This is a genomic window from Streptomyces sp. 7N604, assembly GCF_052245475.1.
GTDB lineage: Bacteria > Actinomycetota > Actinomycetes > Streptomycetales > Streptomycetaceae > Streptomyces.
Genome location: NZ_JBQQBX010000016.1, coordinates 100,717 through 120,681, shown reverse-complemented (window position 1 = coordinate 120,681; position 19,965 = coordinate 100,717). Strand labels below are relative to the sequence as shown.

Below are 19,965 nucleotides of genomic sequence, written 5' to 3'. Positions count from 1 at the left end.
GGCCCTCAGCGTCATCCGACGCATTCCCGTACCGCCGCGACCAGCCGCTCGGCCCGTACATCGCCCCGGCCGCCCATCCGGTTGGCGGCATAGCTGAAGCCGACGCCGAACTCATCGTCGCCGAAGCAGAGTTGACCACCCGCACCGTGGTTGGCGAAGCTGCGCGGGCCGAGCAGGCGGACGAAGGGCGAGTCGACCAGGAACCCGCTCCCCCAGCGGCTGCCCAGGTCGGGGAAGCCCGACCAGGACACGCCGCCCGACAGGGGCGTCACCGCATCGGTGACGGTGTCCGGAGCGAGCAGCCGCGCCGAGCCGTCGACGCCGGTCGCGGCCGCCGCGTACAGCGTGGCCAGCCCGCGCGCCGAGGAGACCGCGCCCGCCCCGGGGAACTCGGCGGTCAGCACCCCGGGCGAGTTCCAGCCGTGCGGGTCGTCGAGGCCGGGGAAGGGCAGCACGCCGTTCATCGTCAGGGCCCGCATGAACAGCAAGTCGGCGTCCGGCAAGGGGGCCCGTCCCTCGGCCTCGGTGATCCGCGCCAGCCGCGGAACTTCCTCCTCGGGCACGCCGAGCCAGGTGCTCAGCCCCAGTTCGTCGGCAATGGCCTGACGGAAGTGGACGCCGGGGGTGAAGCCGGTGATGCGCCGGATCACCTCGCCGACGATGAAACCGAAGGCGTGCGCGTGGTACTCGTACGCGGTGCCGGGCTCCCAGAGCGGTTTCTGCTCCTCGAGGGCGTGGATCACCGGGGTCCAGGCGGTCAGCTCCTGGAAGGTCAACTTCCGTTCGGCGAGGGGGATTCCAGCGGTGTTCGCGAGCACCATGCGCGTCGTGATCCGCTCCTTGCCCTGCCGCGCGAACTCCGGCCAGTAGTCGGCCACCGGGGCGTCGAGATCCAGGCGTCCCCGCTGTGCCAGCAGGTGGGCGCAGATGCTCACGATGCCCTTGGTGCAGGAGAAGACCGGCACGGCCGTGTCCTTCTCCCAAGGTCGCCCGGTCCGCTCGTCGGCGGTTCCGCCCCACAGGTCGACTACCTTGCGTCCGTCCACGAACACGGCGACGGCCGCGCCGAGTTCACCGCGTTCGGCGAAGTTCCTCGCGAACTCGTCCGCGACGGCCCCGAACCCCTCGTCGGCCCAACCGTTGTGCTCCACCTGCTTGTCCCCCTTATCGCGACGGGGCACACCGGTCCCCCGTAAGCCGTTGACCGGGCCACGATAGGTACACCGACCGGCTCCCTTCGAGCGGATTTCCGCACGCCCGCCGCGAGGGCCGCGCCTCAGACGATCCCCGCGCCGCGCCACAGCAGCAGGACCACGTCGAGCACGGCGACGCCGATCGCCGCCAGGAACGGCGCCCGGGGACGGGACCGCCCGAGCAGCGCCGCTCCCACGGCGGCCACCGTGACGACCAGCAGGGCGATGGGGCCCGCGGGGCCGGCCGCGCCGGGCCGCCCCGCCAAGATCAGCAGGGCCGAGGCCGCCACGAGCGGCACCGGCAGCAGGAGCAGCACCTTCGCCTGCCCCAGCCGCTGCGGCCAGCCGCGCACCCCGTTCCTCAGGTCGTCGCCGATGTCCGGCAGCACATTGGCCAGATGGGCTCCCACTCCCAGCAGGGCCGCGGAGAGGGCGAGCCACCACGGGGGCCAGGGGTGCCCGGGCAGGCCGAGGGCGACGAAGGCGGGAAGGCTGCCGAAGCCCAGCGCGTACGGGAGCCAGGACCACGGGGTGGCCTTCAGGCCGAGGTTGTAGGCCCAGGCCGCACCGACCCCGGCCAGGTGCACGGTCCCCGCGAGCAGTCCGGAGGCGAGTGAGAGCGGTACGCAGAGGGCGACCGCGGTCAGCGCCGCGGCCCGTACGGTGTCCGGGGACACCGCGCCGGAGGCCACCGGCTTGGCGGTCCGGCCCGCGGCGGTGTCGCGGGCCGCGTCGACCGCGTCGTTGCACCAGCCCACCGACAGCTGCCCCGCCAGCACCGCCCCCGCCACGAGAGCGCAGCCCGTTCCGCCCCTGCCCGCGCTCACCGCAAGCCCGGCGACCAGCAGGGTCACGGCCGCGCTCGGGACCGGATGGCAGGCTGCCGTCAGGGCCACGGCCCGGCGGAGAGCGGGCCAGTACGCGATGGTCCGTGACGGACGCTCAGGCGCCGGGGCGTCAGTTGCCAGGTCCTCAGCTGCCGCGTCGCGAGGTGCCACATCTCCAGGTGCCACGTCTTCAGGTGCCACGTCTTCAGGTGCCACGCGCGGATCGTAAGAGGCCGGCGGGCCCGGGGTGGCGAACCTTTACTCCGGACGGGTGACGGGCTGCATGGCCCGGGAATTCCCGGGGGACTTCGTTGAAGTCGTGAAACGCCGCCCCAACGGAGAAGCCGGATGAGCCGCATCGCCGCCGTGCACGGGGTCCTGGCACCGCACCGCCAAGAACAGCGGGAGATCACCGACCTGATGGCCCGTACGTGCCTGCCCGGCGGCGCGGACCGGGCGGTGCTCGACCGCCTCCACGCCTCCGCGCGGGTCCGCTCCCGCCATACGGTGCTGCCCCTGGACGCGTACGCCGCCCTCGACGGCTTCGGGGCGGTCAACGACACCTTCATCGAGGCCGCGGTGGAGCTCGGCGCGGGAGCGGTCGAGAACGCCCTGCGCGCCGCGAGCATCGCGCCGCACGAGGTGGATCTGCTGGTCTTCACGTCCGTGACGGGCATCGCCGCGCCCTCCGTCGACGCCCGTCTGGTCGGGCGGCTCGGCCTGCGGCAGGACGTCAAGCGGCTCCCGGTCTTCGGGCTCGGCTGCGTTGCGGGCGCGGCAGGCCTCGGCCGCCTCCACGACTATCTGCGCGGCTGGCCGGACCACGTCGCCGTACTGCTCTCCGTCGAGCTGTGCTCGCTGACCTTCCAGCGCGACGACCCCTCGCCCGCCAACCTCGTAGCCGGCGGGCTCTTCGGCGACGGCGCGGCCGCCGCCGTGTGCTGCGGAGCCCGGCGGCTGCCGCGCCCCGCGGGCCCGACCGTCGTGGCGACGCGCAGCCGCCTCTATCCGGACACCGAGCGGGTGATGGGGTGGGACATCACCGCCAGCGGGTTCCGCGTCGTGCTCGACCCCACCGTCCCCGACGTCGTCCGGCGGCACCTCGCCGACGATGTCGACGGCTTCCTCGGCGACCACGACCTCAAGCGGCAGGACATCACCGCCTGGGTGTGCCACCCGGGTGGCCCGAAGGTCCTCGAGGCGGTCTCAGAGGCGCTCGAACTGCCGGACGGCGCACTCGACATCACCTGGCGCTCCCTGGAGACGGTCGGCAACCTCTCCTCCGCCTCCGTGCTGCACGTGCTGCGGGACACCCTCACCGAGCGCCCGCCCCCGGCCGGGACACCGGGCCTGCTGCTCGCCCTCGGCCCCGGCTTCTGCTCCGAACTGGTCCTGCTGCGCTGGTGACAAGGGGGACGTGGTGATCTGGTACACGGTCCTGGTGCTGGCCGTCGCGGCCGAGCGGATGGCCGAACTGGCGGTCGCCCGCCGCAATGCCCGCTGGAGCCTGACGCGCGGCGGTTCCGAGTCCGGGCAGGCGCACTACCCGGCCATGGTGCTCCTGCACACCGGCCTGCTCGCCGGCTGCCTGGCCGAAGTGTGGGCGGCGAACCGGCCCTTCGTACCGGCCGTGGGCTGGACGATGCTCGCCGTGGTCGCGGCCGCGCAGGCGCTGCGTTGGTGGTGCATCGCCACGCTCGGCCGGCAGTGGAACACGCGGGTGATCGTGGTGCCCGGTCTGCCCCAGGTGACCGGCGGGCCGTACCGGTGGCTGCGCCACCCCAACTACGTCGCCGTCGCGGCCGAGGGGACCGCCCTGCCGCTCGTGCACGGTGCCTGGATCACCGCCGCCGTCTTCACCCTGTGCAACACAGTCCTGCTCACTGCCCGGATCCGCTGCGAGGAAGCCGCCCTCGCGGCCGCCAGGGGCGTACGGGCGTGATCGATCTGCTGGTGGCAGGGGGCGGCCCGGCAGGTCTTGCCGCGGGCGTGCACGCCGCTCTCGCCGGCCTGCGGGCGGTAGTGATCGAGCCACGTCCCGCACCGGTCGACAAGGCCTGTGGCGAGGGCATCATGCCGGGCGGCGTCGAGCAGCTGCACGCCCTCGGAGCCCCGGCGTCCGGCCGCGAACTCCTCGGAATCCGCTACTTGGACGGCCGCAGGTCCGCGGAGGCGCGCTTCCGGGGCGCGGCAGGCCTCGGCGTACGGCGGACCGTGCTGCACGCGGCTCTCGCGCGGCGCGCCCGCGAGCTGGGGGTCGACGTGGTGACGGCCCGGGTCGGCGCGGTGCGGCAGGGCGAGGGCTGGGTGACCGCGGCCGGGCTGCGGGCGCGCTGGCTGATCGCGGCCGACGGCCTGCACTCCCCCGTGCGCCGGGCGCTCGGCCTCGACCTGCCGGGCCGCCGGGCGACGCACCGCTACGGCCTGCGGCGCCACTACCGCGTCGAGCCCTGGACGGACCATGTGGAAGTGCACTGGTCGCCCCTCGGCGAGGCGTACGTGACGCCCGTGGCCGACGATCTGGTCGGGGTCGCCGTGCTCAGCCGGGAGCGCTGCGGCTACGCCACCCACCTCGAGCGCTTCCCGCGCCTCACCCCCCTGCTCGGCGCGCGCCCGGCCACGCCCGTCCGGGGCGCCGGGCCGATGCTCCAGCGCGTACGCGGCCGGGTGGCGGGGCGCGTACTGCTGGTCGGCGACGCGGCGGGCTACGTCGACGCGCTGACCGGCGAGGGCATCGCCCTCGCGCTCGCCTCGGCCGGGGCCGCCGTGCGCTGCCTGGCCGCGGGGCGGCCGGACGACTACGAGACGGAGTGGCGCAGCCTCTCGCGCAGGCACCGCATGCTGACCGGGGCGCTGCTGCGGCTGAGCGGCACGGCGGGCACCGCCCGGCTGATCGTGCCCGCGGCCTCCGCGCTGCCCCCGCTGTTCCGTGCCGCGGTTCACGCGCTGCAGTGACGCAGCGGTCATTCGCCCCGCTGCGGCGGCGCGGACGGCCGGTTTGCGGGCATCCGTTCCGCGAGGGCGGAACGGGTGGGCACAAACCGGCCACCGGCCCGCGGTCGCGTACGAAACGGCAACCCTGCCGCGGCAGTGCGCGCCGATGCCGGGTGCGTGTCGCTGTGCCCACCCGTTCCGCCCCGCGGAACGAATGCCCACAGCTCCTTGGTGGCAACCGCCGGCGGAGAGGCTTCTCCGCCGTCAGCCGCGCCGCGACGGCAGGCGGTGCAGCCGGACCTCGCCCAGCGCGCCCGCGCCCACCTCCGCGGTCATGTAGGTGCAGTACGGCTGGCGCCTGCGGTCGGTGGGCGAACCGGGGTTCAGCAGGCGCAGCCCGCCCTCGGCCGTCGTGTCCCACGGGATGTGGCTGTGCCCGAAGACCAGGACGTCCAGATCGGGGAACCGCTCCGCGCAGCGCTGCTCGCGGCCCCGCGTCGGGCCGGTCTCGTGGACGACGCCGAGCCGCAGCCCCTCCAGCTCCACGCGCGCGACCTCCGGCAGCCGGGCCCGCAGATCCGCGCCGTCGTTGTTGCCGTACACGCCGACGAGGCGGCGCGCCCGCGCCTCCAGCAGCTCGAGGGTCGCGGAGTCGACCCAGTCCCCGGCGTGGATCACCACATCGGCGCGGTCGATCCCGGCGAGGAGCTCCTCCGGCAGGACCTTGGCCCGGACCGGAAGGTGGGTGTCGGAGGTCAGCAGCAGGCGCACCCGTCAACCGTAGAACGGCCGCTCCGCCCGCGCTCCCTCCCGGTGCAGGCGCCGCGGCGGTCGGTACGGCCGCCGGGCGCAGCAGGTGACGCCGTATGCGTCGACCGGATGAAACGCGCGGCCCGCAGGCGGCGGACCGGCAGGGTGGGCCGGGCCCTCGGTGATGATGGCGTGCATGTCGTCAACCGGTGACGAGCGGCAGCCCGGTCCTCTCCTCGACTGCAATGTGCACCTGTGGGACCAGGCCGACAACCCCGTCTTCTGGCTCTCCGACCGCAGCATGCTCCGGGACGTGCTCGGCAACTACGACGCCCTGCCCGACCGCTACACCCTCGCCGACTACGAGCGTGACACGGCGGGCCGGGACGTCCGCGGCATCATCTGGTCGGACGCCGGGGCCACGGACCCGGTCGGGGCGGCCGCGTGGGTGGCGCGCCAGCAGGGCGAGCGCGGGCTCGTCAAGGGGATGGTCACGCTCGGCGACCCGGCCTCCCCCGGCTTCGCGGAACTCGTACGCCGGTGCCGCGAGGTGCCGCTCATCACGAGCGTGCGGGTCCGTCTGGCCACGGCCCTCGCGGACCCTTCGGCGCGCGGAGCACCCCGGTCCGCGGACGCCGGCCACCTGACGCGGACTCATCTTGCCCTGCTCGCCGAGAGCGGCCTCGTCGCCACCGTCGAGGCCACCGGCGACCAGCTCGGCGACGTGGCCGCACTCGTGGAACAGCACCCCGGACTCCGGTTCGTGGTGGACCACTTCGGCTGGCCCACCGATCTCAGCGACGCCGGGCGGCGGGAGCATATCGGCCGCCTGGCACGCATCGCGCAGCACCCCAACGCCGCCACCCGCATCGACGCCCTCGGCACCATCTTCGGGAACTGGACGCCGGGCCAGCTCAGTTCCTGGCTGCTCGACGTCACCGAGACCTTCGGCCCCGACCGGTGCATGCTCGGCTCCGATCTCCCGCTCGAACACCTCAGATCCGGCTTCGACGCGGTGTACGACGCCTACGACACGATCTTCGCGGGCCTGACCCACGCCGAGCGCCGGATGCTCTTCCACAACACCGCGGAACACTGGTACACACCAATCCTATGGAGCCGTTGAGCATCCGGCGCCCCGCCGCCGTACCTCATCTCGACCCCGGCCGAGAGAAGAGGAGCCGCCTCGTGTCCGTGCAGCGCAGCCCGGCACAGCCAGTTCTGGTGGAACCGAGAAAGATCGTGGTGGACGGAAGTGTCCGGGAGGTCTCCGTGCCCCCGCTCGTACCGCCGCCCGAACGCGGCAGCCTCGCCGACATCCCCTTCGACAACGCCGCCGAGGCGCCGGGCGATGTCGTGCTGAGCCGCAAGGAGCGGAACGGCAGCTGGCGGGACGTCACGGCCGCCGAGTTCGCCGCTGAGGTCCTGGCCACCGCGAAGGGCCTGATCGCGCATGGCCTGCGGCCCGGCGACCGGCTCGCCATCATGGCCCGTACGACCTACGAGTGGACGCTTCTGGACTTCGCCGCCTGGGCGGCCGGCCTGATCACCGTCCCCATCTACCCCACCTCGTCGGCCGAGCAGACGCGCTGGATCATCCGCGACACCGGCGCCGTGGGCTGTGCCGTCGAGGGCGTGGACGAGGCGCTGCTGATCGACGCGCAGCTCGACCGGTTGCCGGGGTTCGCCCATCTGTGGCAGTTCGACGCGGGCGCGATCGAGGAGCTCGCCGAGGCCGGCAGAGGCGTCGCCGACAGCGAGGTGGAGGCGCGTCGCGCCGCGCTCTCCCCCGGTTCCGTCGCCACTCTCATCTACACCTCGGGCACCACCGGCCGCCCCAAGGGCTGCGTCCTGTCCCACGGCAACTTCCTGGCCGAGGTGGACAACGCCATCGAACTGCTCCACCCCTGCTTCAAGTCGGTGAGCACCGAGCCCGCGTCCACGCTCCTCTACCTTCCGCTGTCGCACGTCTTCGGCCGGATGGTGGCCATCGGCTGCCTGCGCGCCCGGGTCCGGCTCGGCCACACGCCCAGCATCAAGACCGAGCCGCTCCTCGCCGACCTCGCCACCTTCCAGCCGACCTTCATCCTCGTCGTGCCCTATGTGCTGGAGAAGGTCTACAACACCGCCCGCGCCACGGCCGAACGCATGGGCCGCGCCCCGTCGTTCGACCGCGCCGCGAAGATCGCGCAGCGCTGGGGCGAGGCTCACGAGGCCGAGGAGCACGGCACGGGCCCCGGCCCCGGCGTGGCCCTGCGCACCGCCCGCGCGCTCTACGATCCGCTGGTCTACCGCCGGATACGGGCCGCGCTGGGCGGGAAGGTCAAGTACGCCATCTGCGGCGGCTCACCGCTCGGCCACCGCCTCGCCGCCTTCTACGCGGGCGCGGGCATCGAGATCTTCGAAGGCTACGGTCTGACGGAGTCGACGGCCGCGGCGACCGTGACCCCGCCGCTCAAACCTCGCCTCGGCACGGTCGGCTGGCCGCTCCCGGGCACGGGGATACGGATCGCCGACGACGGCGAAGTGCTCGTACGCGGCGGCCAGGTGTTCTCCGGCTACTGGGACTCGGCACTCGGCGGTGCCGTGCCCTTCACGGTGGGTCCGCCGCCGTCCTGGCCCTCGATCGGCGACGACGGGTCAGCGACCGGCGAGGCGTGGGAGAAGATCCCGCAGAAGTGGTTCGCGACCGGCGACATCGGCGCTCTCGACGCCGACGGCTATCTCACCATCACCGGCCGCAAGAAGGAGATCATTGTCACCGCGAGCGGCAAGAACACGGCCCCGGCTCCGCTCGAGGACCGGCTGCGCGCCCACTCGCTCGTGGGCCAGTGCATCGTGATCGGGGACAACCGCCCGTACATCATCGCCCTCATCACCCTCGACCCGGACGGGCTCAAGCACTGGCAGATCATCCACCGCAGGGAGCTGCTGTCCCGCGAGGAGCTGGCGTTCGACGCCGAGCTGTGCAAGGAGGTCCAGCGGGCGGTGACGGACGCCAACGCGCTGGTGTCGCGTGCTGAATCGATCCGCCGCTTCAGCATCCTGCCCGTTGAATTCACCGAGGCGAGCGGGCACCTCACGCCTTCGATGAAGATCAAGCGGGAGGCGATCATGCGGGACTTCGAGAAGGAGATCGAGGCGCTGTACGAACCGTAGTCGTACGGGTCTTGGGCGTGGCGGCTCTCAGACCCGCTCGCGCGCCTGCGCCACCGCGCCCCGGACGGAGCCGCGGTGCACGGGCCCGTGTCCCGGCAGGATCACGTCGGCCTCGAGCGACTCGAAGGCGGAGAGGGACCGGATCGCGCGGTTCCTGTCCTTGTCGAACCAGCCGGGCAGCAGCTGCGGCCCCTGGTGACGCGATGTCGGATGGCCGGTCGCCAGGGCGTCACCCGTGATCAGTACGCCCACGTGGGGCAGGTGGAACGCGCTGTGCCCGCCGGTGTGGCCGGGACTGGGCACCGGGACGGGGTGCCCGGGCAGGTCGAGGGGGCCTTCGCCCGGGAAGGGCCGGGGCTTGCTGACCGGTGTCTCTCTCGTGCCACCCGACCGCAAGGCGTGCAGGGCCCACGGGATGACGCCGGGGCGCCAGCTGTTCGCGAGGACCTTCCCGACCGTCACCTGGTGGAGGAACTCCCGGCGCGCGTGCGGCACTTCGGCTGCGTGCGTCAGCACGGGCGTCCCATGGGCGACGTGCAGGTACTCGGCCGATCCGATGTGGTCGGCGTGCGCGTGGGTGATGAGGATCGCGGCCACGTCCCCGGGCCGGCGGCCGATCGCCGCCAGCCCCTCCAGCAACTGCGCCCGGTCGCCCGGATAGCCGGTGTCGACCAGCGTCACCTGATCGCCGTCGGCAATCATGATCCAGTTCGTGTTGCTGCCGTGGACGAGGTGGATGCCCGTCGCGATCTCGGCGATACGGTCCGACTGCATGCTGCTGCCGCTCGTTTCTGCCGACTGCCATCACACCGGAGTCGGCTGGGGCTTGAGCTGGAGGAGAGGAGCAGCAGCAGCCTACCGGGTGAGTGCCCTGACCGGCTGGTGCGCCTGGTGCTCCGGCGTCGCGGTCACCATCGGAGCGGCACCGGCGTACAGCGTGCCCTGCAGCGCCGTCATCAGCCGCTGCACGTCCTCGTACGGCCGGACCACGAGCCGCAGGAACTGGCTGCTGCTGCCCAGCTTGTTGCCGCACTCGCGGACGAACACCCCGTACTCGGCGAGCAGCCGGTCACGAAGCGCGGCCCCGTCCGTCCCGTCGGGCAGCTTCACGAGGAGGAAGTTGCCCTGGGAGAGGAAGACCACGAGACCGGGCAGGCCGGCGAGAGCGAGGGACATGTTGGCGCGGTCGCGGGAGAGCAGGGACAGGCTGTTCCGGTACGGCACCGCGTACTCCTTGAGCATGAAGACCACGGTCTCCGCGAAGGAGTTGAGATTCCACTTGGGCAGGGCCTTGCGGATGGTGCCCGCCAGGGCCGGGTTGGCGACCAGGTAGCCGAACCTGATGCCGTGCAGCCCGAAGTTCTTGCCGAGGCTCTTGAGCACGATGACATTCGGCCGGATCGCCGCCTCCTCGGCGACGGAAGGGGCGCGTTCGGCGTCGACGAAGTCGATGAACGACTCGTCGACCACGACCAGATCGAGGTCCACCAGCTCGTCCAGCAGCCACAGCACCTGCTGGCGTCTGAGGTAGCCACCGTCGGGGTTGTTGGGGTTGCAGATCACCGCCACTCTGGAGCCGCGGCGGCGGATGAACTTGACGTAGTCCTGGAGGTCGAGGGCGAAGTCATGGTCCTCGCTCAGCGGGAACATGTCGACCCGCTTGCCGGTCTCCAGCGGCTGGTCCGTCCAGCGGCCGAAGGTGGGGATCGGGATGGCGAGGCTCTCCCTGACGAGCAGGTGGTCGATCCAGGTGATCAGCTCCGTGGAGCCGTTCCCCATGGCGACCGTCTGCGGATTGAGTCCCAGCACGCCGCACAGCTCGGCGGTGATGGTGTCGGCGTCGCTCGGGTAGTACGTGAGTGTCGTCTCCAGGGACTCCCGCAGCCGCGCGAACATCTCCGGGGTGGGGAAGTAGGGGTTGCACGGGATGCAGAAGTCGAGCCGCTCGAGCGGCTCCGGTTGGCCTGCGTGACCGGCGGGGCCGGCAGGGCCGGGCTGCCAGGACCGGCCGGCGCCGGAGTCCGGCGCCAGCCGGTTGAGCATGGCCCATGACGGGCTGTGCGCAGAGCTGCGCAGCAGCCCGGTATCAAGGGGCTGGGACACGGGACGGTCTCCTACGGAGCCAGGCTGCCGTCGGCAGCCTGCTCGCCACCGGCCTGCTCGCCACCACCGGCCTTGTCACCACCGGCCTGCTCGCCACCGGCAGCCTCGCCACCGGCCTGCTCGCCACCACCGGCCTGGTCACCACCAGCCTCCTCGCCACCGGCAGCCTCGCCACCGCCAGCCTGGTCGCCGCCCGCCTGGTCACCGCCGGCCTGGTCACCACCGGCCTGCCCGCCACCACCGGCGCCGATCTCGGCACCCGTGGCCTCCAGAGCCGCGGTCACCGGCTGGAAGAAGGTCTCCCCGCCCTGGGTGCAGTCGCCGCTGCCGCCCGAGGTGAGCCCGACGGCGGCGTCACCGGAGAACAGCGAGCCGCCGCTGTCACCGGGTTCCGCACACACGTCCGTCTGGATCAGGCCGTTGACGATGTCTCCGTTGCCGTAGTTCACGGTGGCGTCGAGGCCCGTGACGGTGCCCGAGAAGACCCCCGTCGTGCTGCCGCTGCGGGTCACCTCCATGCCCACGCTCGCCTCGGCGGCCTGGGTTATCTCCTGCTGCGTGCCGTCCTGCAGGTCGACCGAGCTGGGGGCCTCGGTGTTCGGGTCGTCGTAGGTCACGAGAGCGAAGTCGCTCTCCGGGAACTGCGAGTCCGCGACCGTGCCGAGGGGCTCGTTGCCCGCCTCGTCGCTGGTCCAGGTCTCCGAGGCGTTGCCGCAGTGTCCCGCGGTGAGGAAGCCGGGCGCGCCCTGCACGTCGACATTGAAACCGAGGGAGCACCGGGACCCGCCGCCGAAGATCGCGTCGCCGCCCTCCGCGAAGGGCTTGAACTCGCCGGCGGACCGCTTGACGCTCACCAGCCCGTCCATCTTGTCGGTCGCTTCGGTGAGGGTGTCCCACTTCGTACCGGTGACCGTTCTGTCGGCGGTCACGACGACCTTGTTGGTCCTGGGGTCGATCGACCATGCGGTGCCGGGCACCGAGGCGCCGTCGCTGAGCGTACTGGTGGCGCTCTTGAGCTCCGCCGTGCTGTTCTCCACGACCCTCGCGACGCCACCCTTCTCGCGTACGCTGTCCGCCGCCTCCTCGTTCAATACATTCATGACAAGGCGACTGCTGTCGCCGTCGAAGTACCAGCCGGCCGCGTCCTGTCCCAGGTCGTCTGCGAGGGCGGAGCCGAGCTGAGCGGCGGCGCGGGGAGCCAGCGCCTTTGGACTCGGCTCCTCGTCCGTGCTCGCGTTGGCGTTGGGCAGGATGATGGCCGCTGCCACGACCGCGATCGCACCGGCTCCGGCGATGGCACCGGTCCGCTTGTTCACACGTCGGTGGTTCAACTCACTGACCTCCAGTGGGGGGACGAGTCTGCCCCCACACATACGGACGCCGGTCGCCAGATCTTCAATGCGAACTGTTTTCCGATATTCGTGCCGTCGCGCAGGTAGGGTCATTCGGTTGATCCACGCTCCCGGGACCGCAGGCAGGGTCGCCCGCCCCGCGCAGCCGCGCCTTGTGGCATTCGCTGCCGCAAGAGAGGTAAATGGAGATGTGCGCCTCGGGTATGCCGCTCTGCGCGGGTCATGGCGGCCGGGTCATGCGCTGGTCATGATCCCGATCGCGCTGATTCTCGTCGTCGTGGTGGTGGACATCGCGGCCCCGCGGCACGTGCACCTCGGTCCGCTGCTGGTCGCCGCCCCCGCGATCACCGCCTCATTCGGCGGCCCCCGGCTCGTGGGCGCGATCGGCGCGCTGGCCGTGGCGGCGCAGATCGTGATCGGCGTCTTCCGGGGCGGGGTGGGCACGCTCAATCACGAGGTGCAGATCATCGCCCTCGTGCTGATCTCGGTCTCCATCGTGGCCTTCAGCTATGTACGGGAGCGCTCCGAGCGCGAGCTGTCGCAGGTGCGGTCGGTGGCCGAGGCCGCGCAGCAGGTCCTGCTGCGGCCCCTCCCCCGCAGAATCGGCCCGCTGCGCGTCGCCTCCGTCTATCTGGCCGCCGAGGCCGAGGCCCGGATCGGCGGCGACCTGTACGCGGCAGCGCGGACCGACGGCGCCACCCGGCTGATCATCGGTGACGTACGGGGCAAGGGCCTGACCGCGATCGGCGACGCGGCCGTACTCCTCGGCGCCTTCCGGGAGGCCGCCCACCAGCACACGTCGCTGCCCGAACTGGCCGCCCACCTGGAGCGGAGCGTCAGCCGCGAACTGACAGAACTCACCGACGGAGAACAGCACCCCGGCGAGGGCTTCGTCACCGCCGCCGTACTCGAAGTCCTCGACGACATCCCCGAGCTGCACATGATCAACCTCGGTCACCCGGCACCCCTGTTGCTGAGCGGCGGCCAGGTGACGGAGCTCGCCGTCTCTTCCCCCGCACCGCCCCTCGGCCTCGGCGCGCTCACCGGCGGCGCCTATCACGTGGGCACCACCCCGTTCGCTCCCGGCGACGTCCTGGTCCTCTACACCGACGGCGTGATCGAGGCCCGGAACGACGACGGCGCCTTCTATCCGCTCGCGGAGCGGCTGACGTCCTGGGGAGACGCCTCGCCCGACAGGCTCCTGCGCATCCTCCACGACGACCTCCTCGCCCACGCCGGGGGCAGCCTGGGCGACGACGCCGCGATGATCGCCATCGAGCGGGTCCCCGAGCACTCGGGCGTCCTGCACTGAGGCGTGCGGCGCTGAGCCGAGACCCTTCCCCGAAGGGTCGACGCTGCTGCTCTGCACGGACGGCCTCTCCTAAGCCCGGGACCGGGGCGGGACCCTTCTGCGACCCGGCGGCCGGGCTCGCCGGACAGCGCTTCGCCGGTCCCGACGCGCTCCTCGACGCCCTGCTCGCCGGAGTCGGCCGGCACACCGGCCGCCGCAGCACCGACGACATGGCGCTCCTCGCGATCTCCCGTGGCAGCGCGCGGGGCTGACACGCACTCAGGGAACCACCCGTTCGGGGCGCTTATCCGGTTTATGTCATGTTTAGTGCTGGAATATGCCTATGCGCCATGTGGTGCGAGGAGTAGGAGAGAACAAGATGTCCAAAGTCCTGAACATCCACAGCAGACGGCCGGCCGCGGGGCCGGGCGCCGTCGCGGCGGCCGTCGTTCTCGGCGGATCGCTGCTCGCCGCGGCACCCGCAGACGCCGCCCCCGCCCGGCCGTTCGGCACGGTGATCACCCCGTTCGGGGTCAACGAGCGCCAGTACCCCAGCACCGACTCCTCGGTGCGGGGCTTCCTCAAGTACCGGTCCCAGGTGGGCCTGAAGTGCAAGGTCCGCGCACAGAACATCGGAGGCAACCAGATCTGGTACCTGCTGCGCGACCAGCAGGTCTGGGTCTCCGCGAAGTACGTCGACAACACGGGGTCCGTGAAGTTCTGCAAGGACGTCCAGCGCAGCCCGCTCAACGACACCGAGCAGTCCAAGACCGCGATGGGTTGAGCGCGGCAGCCGGTCGGCCGGGCAGCCCGAACATCCGGTAGCCCTGACGGAGCGTCCTGCCGTCAGGGCTACGGGTTGTCGGCCGTACGGACGTACGGCCGCGGGTCAGCCGACGAGCTGCCAGCTGACCGTGTTGTCGGCCGACACGAGGACGGCCAGGAGGACCAGGTCGGCGACGCCGAGGCCGAGTCCGAGCAGTGCGCGGCCGCGCCTGCGGGTCCCCCGGGCGAGCGCGAGGCCGCCCAGGACGAGGGCGCAGGGGCCCAGGACCATGTTGAAGACCAGCAGGCCGAGCAGCCCCATGACGAAGGAGGCGACGGCCATGGCGTCGGCCTCCCGGCCGGGTGCGGCAGGGCGGCGCCCCGCGGAGAGGGACAGATGCACGATTCAGCTCCCTTGCTGGTGGTCAGCCATTCCGGTCAGGATCGCCTGCCCTGCACGATGCGCTCGCGGACGGCGAAGGCGAGCAGCCAGCCGCCGATGACGGATGCGGCGATCAGGGTGACCGGGAGGGGGAGGTGGGCTGCGGCGCCGACGAGGACTCCGAACACGAGGAGGGCTGCAACGATGAACAGCATGTTCCGGAGGACCTTTCTCTGCGAAGCCTCGAATTTCAGTGAACAGTCGGACCTACAGTTGTTCACTGACTACAGAGTACAGCGCCCGGCCGAGGGAACGGTTGTCTACTGAAAATTATGAGCCACACCGCCGGGGTCCGGCAGACCCAGAAGCAGAAGACCCGTCAGGCCCTGCTGGACGCAGGGCTGCACCTGCTGGAGGAGCAGAGCCTGAGCAGCCTCGGCCTGCGCGCGGTCACCCGGGCGGTCGGGGTCGCCCCCGCGGCCTTCTACCGGCACTTCCGGGACATCCCCGACCTCGGGGTCGCCCTCGTCGAGGAGTCGCTCGCCAGCCTGCATGCCGCGATCCGGGCGATACTGGCCGAGCAGGAGGAGACCGATGGCCGGATCGACCTGGCCGTAGAGGCCATCGTGCGGTACGTCCGGGACCATCCCTCGCACATGCGCTTCATCGCGCGCGAGCGCTACGGCGGCGTGCGGGCCGTACGCGAGGCGATCGCCGCCGAGCTGGCCCGGTTCGCCGACGAGGTCGCCACCGCCCTCTCCGCCCGCCCGGAGTATGAGGGCTGGAGCGCGGGCGACATGAGCATGCTGGCTCAGCTGCACGTGGACCACATGGTGACCACGGCCGCGGCGCTCCTCGAAGTGCCGCCCGGACGTCCCGGGGACGCGGAGCGCATCGCCGGCACCGCCCGCAGGCAGCTCCGGCTGATCAGCGTGGGCTGCCGCCACTGGCGGACCGGCTGACGCCTGCCGCGGGGTGGGTGCCTGGGCACCGGCCCGCATCCGCCGCGATCCGCCCAACACTCGTACGGGGAAGGTTGGTTGGAGATTCCCTGCCGCCCGGCGTCAGCTTCTAGGATGGTGTGGTCGCGGTCACACCTGGTGACCGCCGGAACGTCTGTGAGGGGTCTGATGGGCCAGGGCAGTAAACCGTTGTCCAGTGAGGTCGATGTCAACATCCCGAGCGTGGCGCGGATGTACGACTACTACCTGGGCGGGAAGGACAACTACGCCGTCGACCGCGAGGCCTCCGAGGAGCTGCTGAAGGTCGTTCCCAGCACGCAGGTGCTGGCGATCAACAACCGGCGGTTCCTCCAGCGGGTGGTGCGCGTCCTGGCGCAGGACTACGGGATCCGGCAGTTCCTCGACCACGGCTCAGGCCTGCCGACCCAGGACAACGTCCACCAGGTCGCGCAGCGGGTGGACGAGCAGTCGCGCGTGGTCTACGTCGACAACGACCCGATCGTTCTGGCGCACGGGCGGGCACTGCTCGAGGAGAACGACAACACCGCCGTCATCCAGGCCGACATGCGCGACACCGAAGGCATCTTCGGCCACTCCGAAGTGAAGCGCCTGATCAACCCGGACGAGCCCGTCGGCGTCCTGTTCGTCTCGGTGCTGCACTGCATCCCCGACAGCGACGACCCGGCGGGGCTGATCCGGCGGATCGCGGACCGGGTCGCTCCGGGCAGCATCTTCGTCATCTGCCAACTGGTCAGCGAGGACAAGGCGACGCGCGACTTCGTCACCAACTTCATGGACACCAGCACCCAGGGGAACTGGGGCCGGGTGCGGCAGGCGCACGAGGTGCGCGAGTACTTCACCGGTCTGGAGATCCTGGAGCCCGGCCTCGTGGAGGTCTCCACCTGGCGGCCGGACGCCGACCGCGGGCCGAGGCAGCTCACCGAGGAGTGGATCGAGTGGGGCGGCGTCGCCCTCAAGCCATGAGCCCCAACCGCTGGCCGCCCCTGAGCCCCGGTCCTCCGGGGCTCCTTTCCTTGCGCCTGCGCGCCTGCGCGCTTTTCCTGTGAGCCTGCGCGATCCGGTCCGGGTGCCTACGGTGTCTGCGCGACCCTTGCCGACGGACCCACCGGGAAGGCCCGCCAGAAGCGGTGCACGATCTCCCGGAACCCGGTGTGCGTAGGGCAGCCCGTCACATGACGGAGGGCCCACTCCCCCGCCGCCCCCGGATCCTCCGCGGGCCCCGAGGCGTGGCCGCAGGTCGTGCACTCCATCTCGAAGACCGCCGACGGGGCTTCGGGAGCCGGCTCCCGGGCCATCGACCAGTCACTGGGGCTGCCGTCGGTCGTATGCACGCTCACAGCGGCCTCCTCGGCGCTCCGCCCGTCCCGCGCCTCGCCGTCAGCGCCGCCCGGTGGTCGGTCGCTGGGAGCACGTCCTCGGGTGAGACCTCCCACTCGCGCCCGCCCTCCGGGCGACGGAGGTACACCCGGCCGCCCTGGGCATCCATGACGATCCCGACCCGGCCGCGCCTCGCGTCGAACGCGAGCTCGCCCACGGTCGGCGCTTCGCCTGGCTTGAGCATCCCGCTGACGGCTGTTCACTCCCCACGGCTGCAGGCGCAGTTGCGACAGCTTCCTGATCCAACACCACTATCCCCGTGTTGTGTCAGTCACTGCAAGCACATCTGCAAGAACACTTGCAATTGCACGCGGACCCCGCTTGAGTTCTCCCTGACAGATCGCCCGCCTGCCCCCAAGGACGAGTAACTGTGCACGAGTTCAAGAACGGAACCCCCGCGACGCAGATCGACGGCGCGGTGTGGGTGAAGAGCACGTACAGCAACCCCAACGGCGAGTGTGTGGAGCTCGCCCTGCTTCCAGGTGGCGACATCGCGCTCCGCAACTCGCGCGACCCCGGTGGCCCCGCGCTGATCTACACCCGCAACGAGATCGAGGTGTTCCTGCGTGGTGCGAAGGACGGCGAATTCGACGGCATGGTCGGCAACTGCTGACGACCGACCGGGAATTACGGGTGCCCTGCTGTACGCGACGGCTGGATCGGTGGAACACTGAGCTCTCAACCGTGCACTCAGGGGAGTCAGTATGACCGCCGCTCAGCCGGGCAGCGAGCGCCGTCCGATGCAGCGCTATCTCGAGCACCCGCGCGGAGGGCCCACGGCCCTGCGCATCGTGCTCGGCACGCAGCTCAGGAAGCTGCGCGAGGAGAGTGGCGTCAGCACGAAAGCGGCTGCTGACGCCATTCGCGGCTCGCATGCGAAGATCAGCCGGCTCGAGCTGGGCCGGGTGGGCTTCAAGGAGCGGGACGTGGCCGACCTGCTCACCCTGTACGGCATCACCGACCCGGACGAGCGCGCCGACTTCATCGACCTCGCGCGGCAGGCGAACGCGCCCGGCTGGTGGCACCAGTACTCGGACATCCTGGCGCCCTGGTTCGAGACCCACCTCGGCCTGGAGGACGCCGCCTCCGTCATCCGCACCTACCAGAACCAGTTCGTCCCCGGCCTCTTCCAGACCGAGGAATACGCCCGCGCGGTGACCCAGCTGGGGAACCCGCGGGCGTCCGCCGTGGAGGTCGAACGGCGTGTCCGGCTGCGCATCACCCGCCAGGGGATCCTGCACCGGGAGGACCCGCCCCGTATCTGGGTCGTGCTCGACGAGGCGGTGCTGCGCCGGCCGATCGGCGGCCCGGGGGTGATGCTGGCGCAGCTCCATCGCCTCATAGAGGTGGCGCAGATGCCCCATGTGACGCTGCAGATCGCGCCGTTCAGCCTGGGCGGCGTGGCCGCGGCGGGCGGTCCCCTCACGATCCTGCGCTTCCTGGAGCCGGACCTGCCCGACGTCGTCTACCTCGAGCAGCTCACCAGCGCGCTCTACCTCGACAAGCGCGAGGACGTGGACAACTACCTGTCGGTCATGGACCGGCTGTGCGCGGAGGCGGAACGGCCCGTGGCCACGCTTCCCTTCCTGGTGAAGATGCTCGACGAACTCGGCACCCAGGAGGGCTGAAAGCCTCCCGTAGCACGCGGCGTGAGCGGTCCGCGCCGCTTCTCGTTTCCCTGGAGTTCTCCGGGCTTTCCCCCAATTTCCCCGAAACGCACGTGCCGCGGTCACCGCTGGCGTAGAACTCGGTCATCCATGGCCACTTGGGGCCATTGAGCCATGCGGCGAGCAGTGGGGGGCACTGACGATGACGAGCAGCGGCGGGGACGGGAGCCGGAGACGCAGGACCAGACGCGTGCTGTTGGGGGCGCTGGGACTGCTGTGCGCGGGAGTTCTGATGGTCGCCGGCACGGGGTGGTGGGCGGTCGGGCACTACACGGGCAAGGTGCACCGCGTCCCGCACGCCTTCCCCACGGACGTCCCCAAGGACCAGCAGCCGGCACCCAGCAAGGACGGACAGACGTTTCTGCTCGTCGGCGTCGACGCGCGCTCCGAACTGCCCACCACGGGCACGGACGCCAAGGCCCCGCCGTGGAAGCCCGGCGCCCAGCGCAGCGACACGATGATGCTGGTGCATCTGCCGTCGGACCACTCCACGGCATACGTGGTGTCCCTGCCGCGGGACACCTGGGTGACCGTTCCCGGCCGGGGCGAGGCCAAGCTCAACGCGGCATTCTCCTGGGGCGGTCCGCCCCTGCTGATCGACACGGTCCAGCGCCTGACGGACGTACGAGTGGACCACCTCGCCGTGATCGACTGGAGCGGCTTCCGGAAGCTGACGGACGCGGTGGGCGGCGTCGATCTGTCCGTCGCCGGAGGCCCGGCCCGGCACATGAACGGCGCGCAGGCCCTGGAGTACGTCCGCGAGCGCCACGATCTGCCGCGCGGCGACCTGGACCGCACGCACCGGCAGCAGAACTACCTGCGCGCCGTGCTGTCCAAGGTGCTGTCGGGCGACAACGTCACGCACCCGGTCCGGACCAAGCGGCTGCTGGACCGGCTGGCCGAGAGCGTCAGCGTCGACGACCGGCTCTCCGACGACGAACTGCGGGACCTGATCTGGGACTCGCGGAGCCTGCGTCCCGCACAGATGGTCTTCATGAACGCCCCCGTGGCGCGGACGGGCACGATCCGGGGCCAGTCCGTCGTACTGCTCGGCAGCCGGGACGCCTCCGCCCTGTGGAAGGCGATGCGCGAGGGCGCCATGGACGACTACGTGGCCCGTCACCCCGTGGACCGGCTGAGGCCGGTGGTGCGGTGAGCCACGCGGTCGCCCGCGCCCGCTGC

Annotated in this window: 22 protein-coding genes; 12 read left to right on the top strand and 10 right to left on the bottom strand. The window is 71.5% G+C overall.

Annotated features, from left to right (window positions below; translation table 11 throughout):
• Positions 1 to 11: 11 nt before the first annotated feature.
• Positions 12 to 1,151 (bottom strand): serine hydrolase domain-containing protein, encoded by a 1,140-nt coding sequence (locus ACTWP8_RS19140; RefSeq protein ID WP_443323350.1) that lies wholly within the window; start codon positions 1,149 to 1,151, stop codon positions 12 to 14.
• 125 nt (positions 1,152 to 1,276) lie between these two features.
• Positions 1,277 to 2,236 (bottom strand): UbiA family prenyltransferase, encoded by a 960-nt coding sequence (locus tag ACTWP8_RS19135; protein ID WP_443323349.1) that lies wholly within the window; start codon positions 2,234 to 2,236, stop codon positions 1,277 to 1,279.
• 132 nt (positions 2,237 to 2,368) lie between these two features.
• Here ACTWP8_RS19135 and ACTWP8_RS19130 point away from each other — a divergent pair, with 132 nt between their 5' ends.
• From ACTWP8_RS19130 to ACTWP8_RS19120, 3 genes are read left to right on the top strand one after another with little or no spacing between them, the layout of a single operon-like run.
• Positions 2,369 to 3,427 carry a type III polyketide synthase gene (locus ACTWP8_RS19130; RefSeq protein ID WP_443323348.1) on the top strand — a complete coding sequence of 353 codons (1,059 nt, stop codon included), beginning with the start codon at positions 2,369 to 2,371 and terminating at the stop codon, positions 3,425 to 3,427.
• A gap of 13 nt (positions 3,428 to 3,440) precedes the next feature.
• A complete protein-coding gene (locus tag ACTWP8_RS19125) occupies positions 3,441 to 3,962 on the top strand; it encodes an isoprenylcysteine carboxyl methyltransferase family protein (protein ID WP_443323347.1) in 522 nt (173 codons plus the stop codon).
• A complete protein-coding gene (locus ACTWP8_RS19120; protein WP_443323346.1) occupies positions 3,959 to 4,975 on the top strand; it encodes an NAD(P)/FAD-dependent oxidoreductase in 1,017 nt (338 codons plus the stop codon). Before ACTWP8_RS19125 ends, ACTWP8_RS19120 begins: the two co-directional genes overlap by 4 nt.
• A gap of 243 nt (positions 4,976 to 5,218) precedes the next feature.
• Here ACTWP8_RS19120 and ACTWP8_RS19115 read toward each other — a convergent pair whose 3' ends face one another.
• The gene (locus tag ACTWP8_RS19115; RefSeq protein ID WP_443323345.1) at positions 5,219 to 5,725 is read right to left on the bottom strand and encodes a metallophosphoesterase family protein; all 507 of its coding nucleotides are present in this window, start codon (positions 5,723 to 5,725) and stop codon (positions 5,219 to 5,221) included.
• 175 nt (positions 5,726 to 5,900) lie between these two features.
• On the opposite strand from ACTWP8_RS19115, the gene ACTWP8_RS19110 reads away from it, so the two are divergent.
• Together ACTWP8_RS19110 and ACTWP8_RS19105 are read left to right on the top strand one after the other, a co-directional pair.
• Positions 5,901 to 6,830, top strand: a complete 930-nt coding sequence (locus tag ACTWP8_RS19110; RefSeq protein ID WP_443313746.1) for an amidohydrolase family protein — start codon at positions 5,901 to 5,903, stop codon at positions 6,828 to 6,830.
• Positions 6,818 to 8,863: an AMP-dependent synthetase/ligase gene (locus tag ACTWP8_RS19105; RefSeq protein WP_443323344.1), complete on the top strand. Its 2,046-nt coding sequence runs from the start codon at positions 6,818 to 6,820 to the stop codon at positions 8,861 to 8,863. Before ACTWP8_RS19110 ends, ACTWP8_RS19105 begins: the two co-directional genes overlap by 13 nt.
• 27 nt (positions 8,864 to 8,890) lie before the next feature.
• Here the strand turns inward: ACTWP8_RS19105 and ACTWP8_RS19100 are convergent, their stop codons facing one another.
• From ACTWP8_RS19100 to ACTWP8_RS19090, 3 genes are all read right to left on the bottom strand, one after another.
• On the bottom strand, positions 8,891 to 9,637 hold the full coding sequence (locus ACTWP8_RS19100; protein WP_443323343.1) for an MBL fold metallo-hydrolase: 747 nt from the start codon (positions 9,635 to 9,637) through the stop codon (positions 8,891 to 8,893).
• Positions 9,638 to 9,718: 81 nt separating this feature from the next.
• The gene (locus ACTWP8_RS19095) at positions 9,719 to 10,966 is read right to left on the bottom strand and encodes a pyridoxal phosphate-dependent aminotransferase (protein WP_443323342.1); all 1,248 of its coding nucleotides are present in this window, start codon (positions 10,964 to 10,966) and stop codon (positions 9,719 to 9,721) included.
• 11 nt (positions 10,967 to 10,977) lie between these two features.
• Complete coding sequence (locus ACTWP8_RS19090) at positions 10,978 to 12,282, bottom strand: S1 family peptidase (protein ID WP_443323341.1); 1,305 nt, start codon at positions 12,280 to 12,282, stop codon at positions 10,978 to 10,980.
• Positions 12,283 to 12,565: 283 nt separating this feature from the next.
• Between ACTWP8_RS19090 and ACTWP8_RS19085 the strand changes: the two genes are divergently transcribed.
• Complete coding sequence (locus ACTWP8_RS19085; RefSeq protein WP_443323340.1) at positions 12,566 to 13,630, top strand: PP2C family protein-serine/threonine phosphatase; 1,065 nt, start codon at positions 12,566 to 12,568, stop codon at positions 13,628 to 13,630.
• A gap of 358 nt (positions 13,631 to 13,988) precedes the next feature.
• Positions 13,989 to 14,393: an SH3 domain-containing protein gene (locus tag ACTWP8_RS19080; protein WP_443323339.1), complete on the top strand. Its 405-nt coding sequence runs from the start codon at positions 13,989 to 13,991 to the stop codon at positions 14,391 to 14,393.
• Between the two features lie 105 nt (positions 14,394 to 14,498).
• Here the strand turns inward: ACTWP8_RS19080 and ACTWP8_RS19075 are convergent, their stop codons facing one another.
• Both ACTWP8_RS19075 and ACTWP8_RS19070 read right to left on the bottom strand, forming a co-directional pair.
• The gene (locus ACTWP8_RS19075; protein WP_443313921.1) at positions 14,499 to 14,717 is read right to left on the bottom strand and encodes a DUF4190 domain-containing protein; all 219 of its coding nucleotides are present in this window, start codon (positions 14,715 to 14,717) and stop codon (positions 14,499 to 14,501) included.
• A gap of 95 nt (positions 14,718 to 14,812) precedes the next feature.
• Positions 14,813 to 14,971: a hypothetical protein gene (locus ACTWP8_RS19070; protein WP_443323338.1), complete on the bottom strand. Its 159-nt coding sequence runs from the start codon at positions 14,969 to 14,971 to the stop codon at positions 14,813 to 14,815.
• A 117-nt stretch (positions 14,972 to 15,088) separates the two neighbouring features.
• Here ACTWP8_RS19070 and ACTWP8_RS19065 point away from each other — a divergent pair, with 117 nt between their 5' ends.
• Both ACTWP8_RS19065 and ACTWP8_RS19060 read left to right on the top strand, forming a co-directional pair.
• Positions 15,089 to 15,718, top strand: a complete 630-nt coding sequence (locus ACTWP8_RS19065) for a TetR family transcriptional regulator (protein ID WP_443323337.1) — start codon at positions 15,089 to 15,091, stop codon at positions 15,716 to 15,718.
• A 168-nt stretch (positions 15,719 to 15,886) separates the two neighbouring features.
• Entirely contained in the window at positions 15,887 to 16,702 is an 816-nt protein-coding gene (locus ACTWP8_RS19060) for an SAM-dependent methyltransferase (RefSeq protein ID WP_443323336.1), read from the top strand.
• Positions 16,703 to 16,809: 107 nt separating this feature from the next.
• Here the strand turns inward: ACTWP8_RS19060 and ACTWP8_RS19055 are convergent, their stop codons facing one another.
• Together ACTWP8_RS19055 and ACTWP8_RS19050 are read right to left on the bottom strand one after the other, a co-directional pair.
• Positions 16,810 to 17,076 (bottom strand): DUF7848 domain-containing protein, encoded by a 267-nt coding sequence (locus ACTWP8_RS19055; protein ID WP_443323335.1) that lies wholly within the window; start codon positions 17,074 to 17,076, stop codon positions 16,810 to 16,812.
• Positions 17,073 to 17,300: a hypothetical protein gene (locus tag ACTWP8_RS19050; protein WP_443323334.1), complete on the bottom strand. Its 228-nt coding sequence runs from the start codon at positions 17,298 to 17,300 to the stop codon at positions 17,073 to 17,075. Before ACTWP8_RS19050 ends, ACTWP8_RS19055 begins: the two co-directional genes overlap by 4 nt.
• 186 nt (positions 17,301 to 17,486) lie before the next feature.
• Here ACTWP8_RS19050 and ACTWP8_RS19045 point away from each other — a divergent pair, with 186 nt between their 5' ends.
• The 3 genes from ACTWP8_RS19045 to ACTWP8_RS19035 all read left to right on the top strand — a co-directional run bounded on the left by ACTWP8_RS19045 (position 17,487) and on the right by ACTWP8_RS19035 (position 19,939).
• Positions 17,487 to 17,729, top strand: coding sequence for a DUF397 domain-containing protein (locus ACTWP8_RS19045; RefSeq protein WP_443323333.1), 243 nt, complete (start codon positions 17,487 to 17,489; stop codon positions 17,727 to 17,729).
• Between the two features lie 91 nt (positions 17,730 to 17,820).
• Positions 17,821 to 18,744, top strand: coding sequence for a helix-turn-helix domain-containing protein (locus ACTWP8_RS19040; protein ID WP_443323332.1), 924 nt, complete (start codon positions 17,821 to 17,823; stop codon positions 18,742 to 18,744).
• A gap of 229 nt (positions 18,745 to 18,973) precedes the next feature.
• Positions 18,974 to 19,939, top strand: coding sequence for an LCP family protein (locus tag ACTWP8_RS19035; protein ID WP_443323331.1), 966 nt, complete (start codon positions 18,974 to 18,976; stop codon positions 19,937 to 19,939).
• The last annotated feature ends 26 nt before the right edge of the window (positions 19,940 to 19,965 follow it).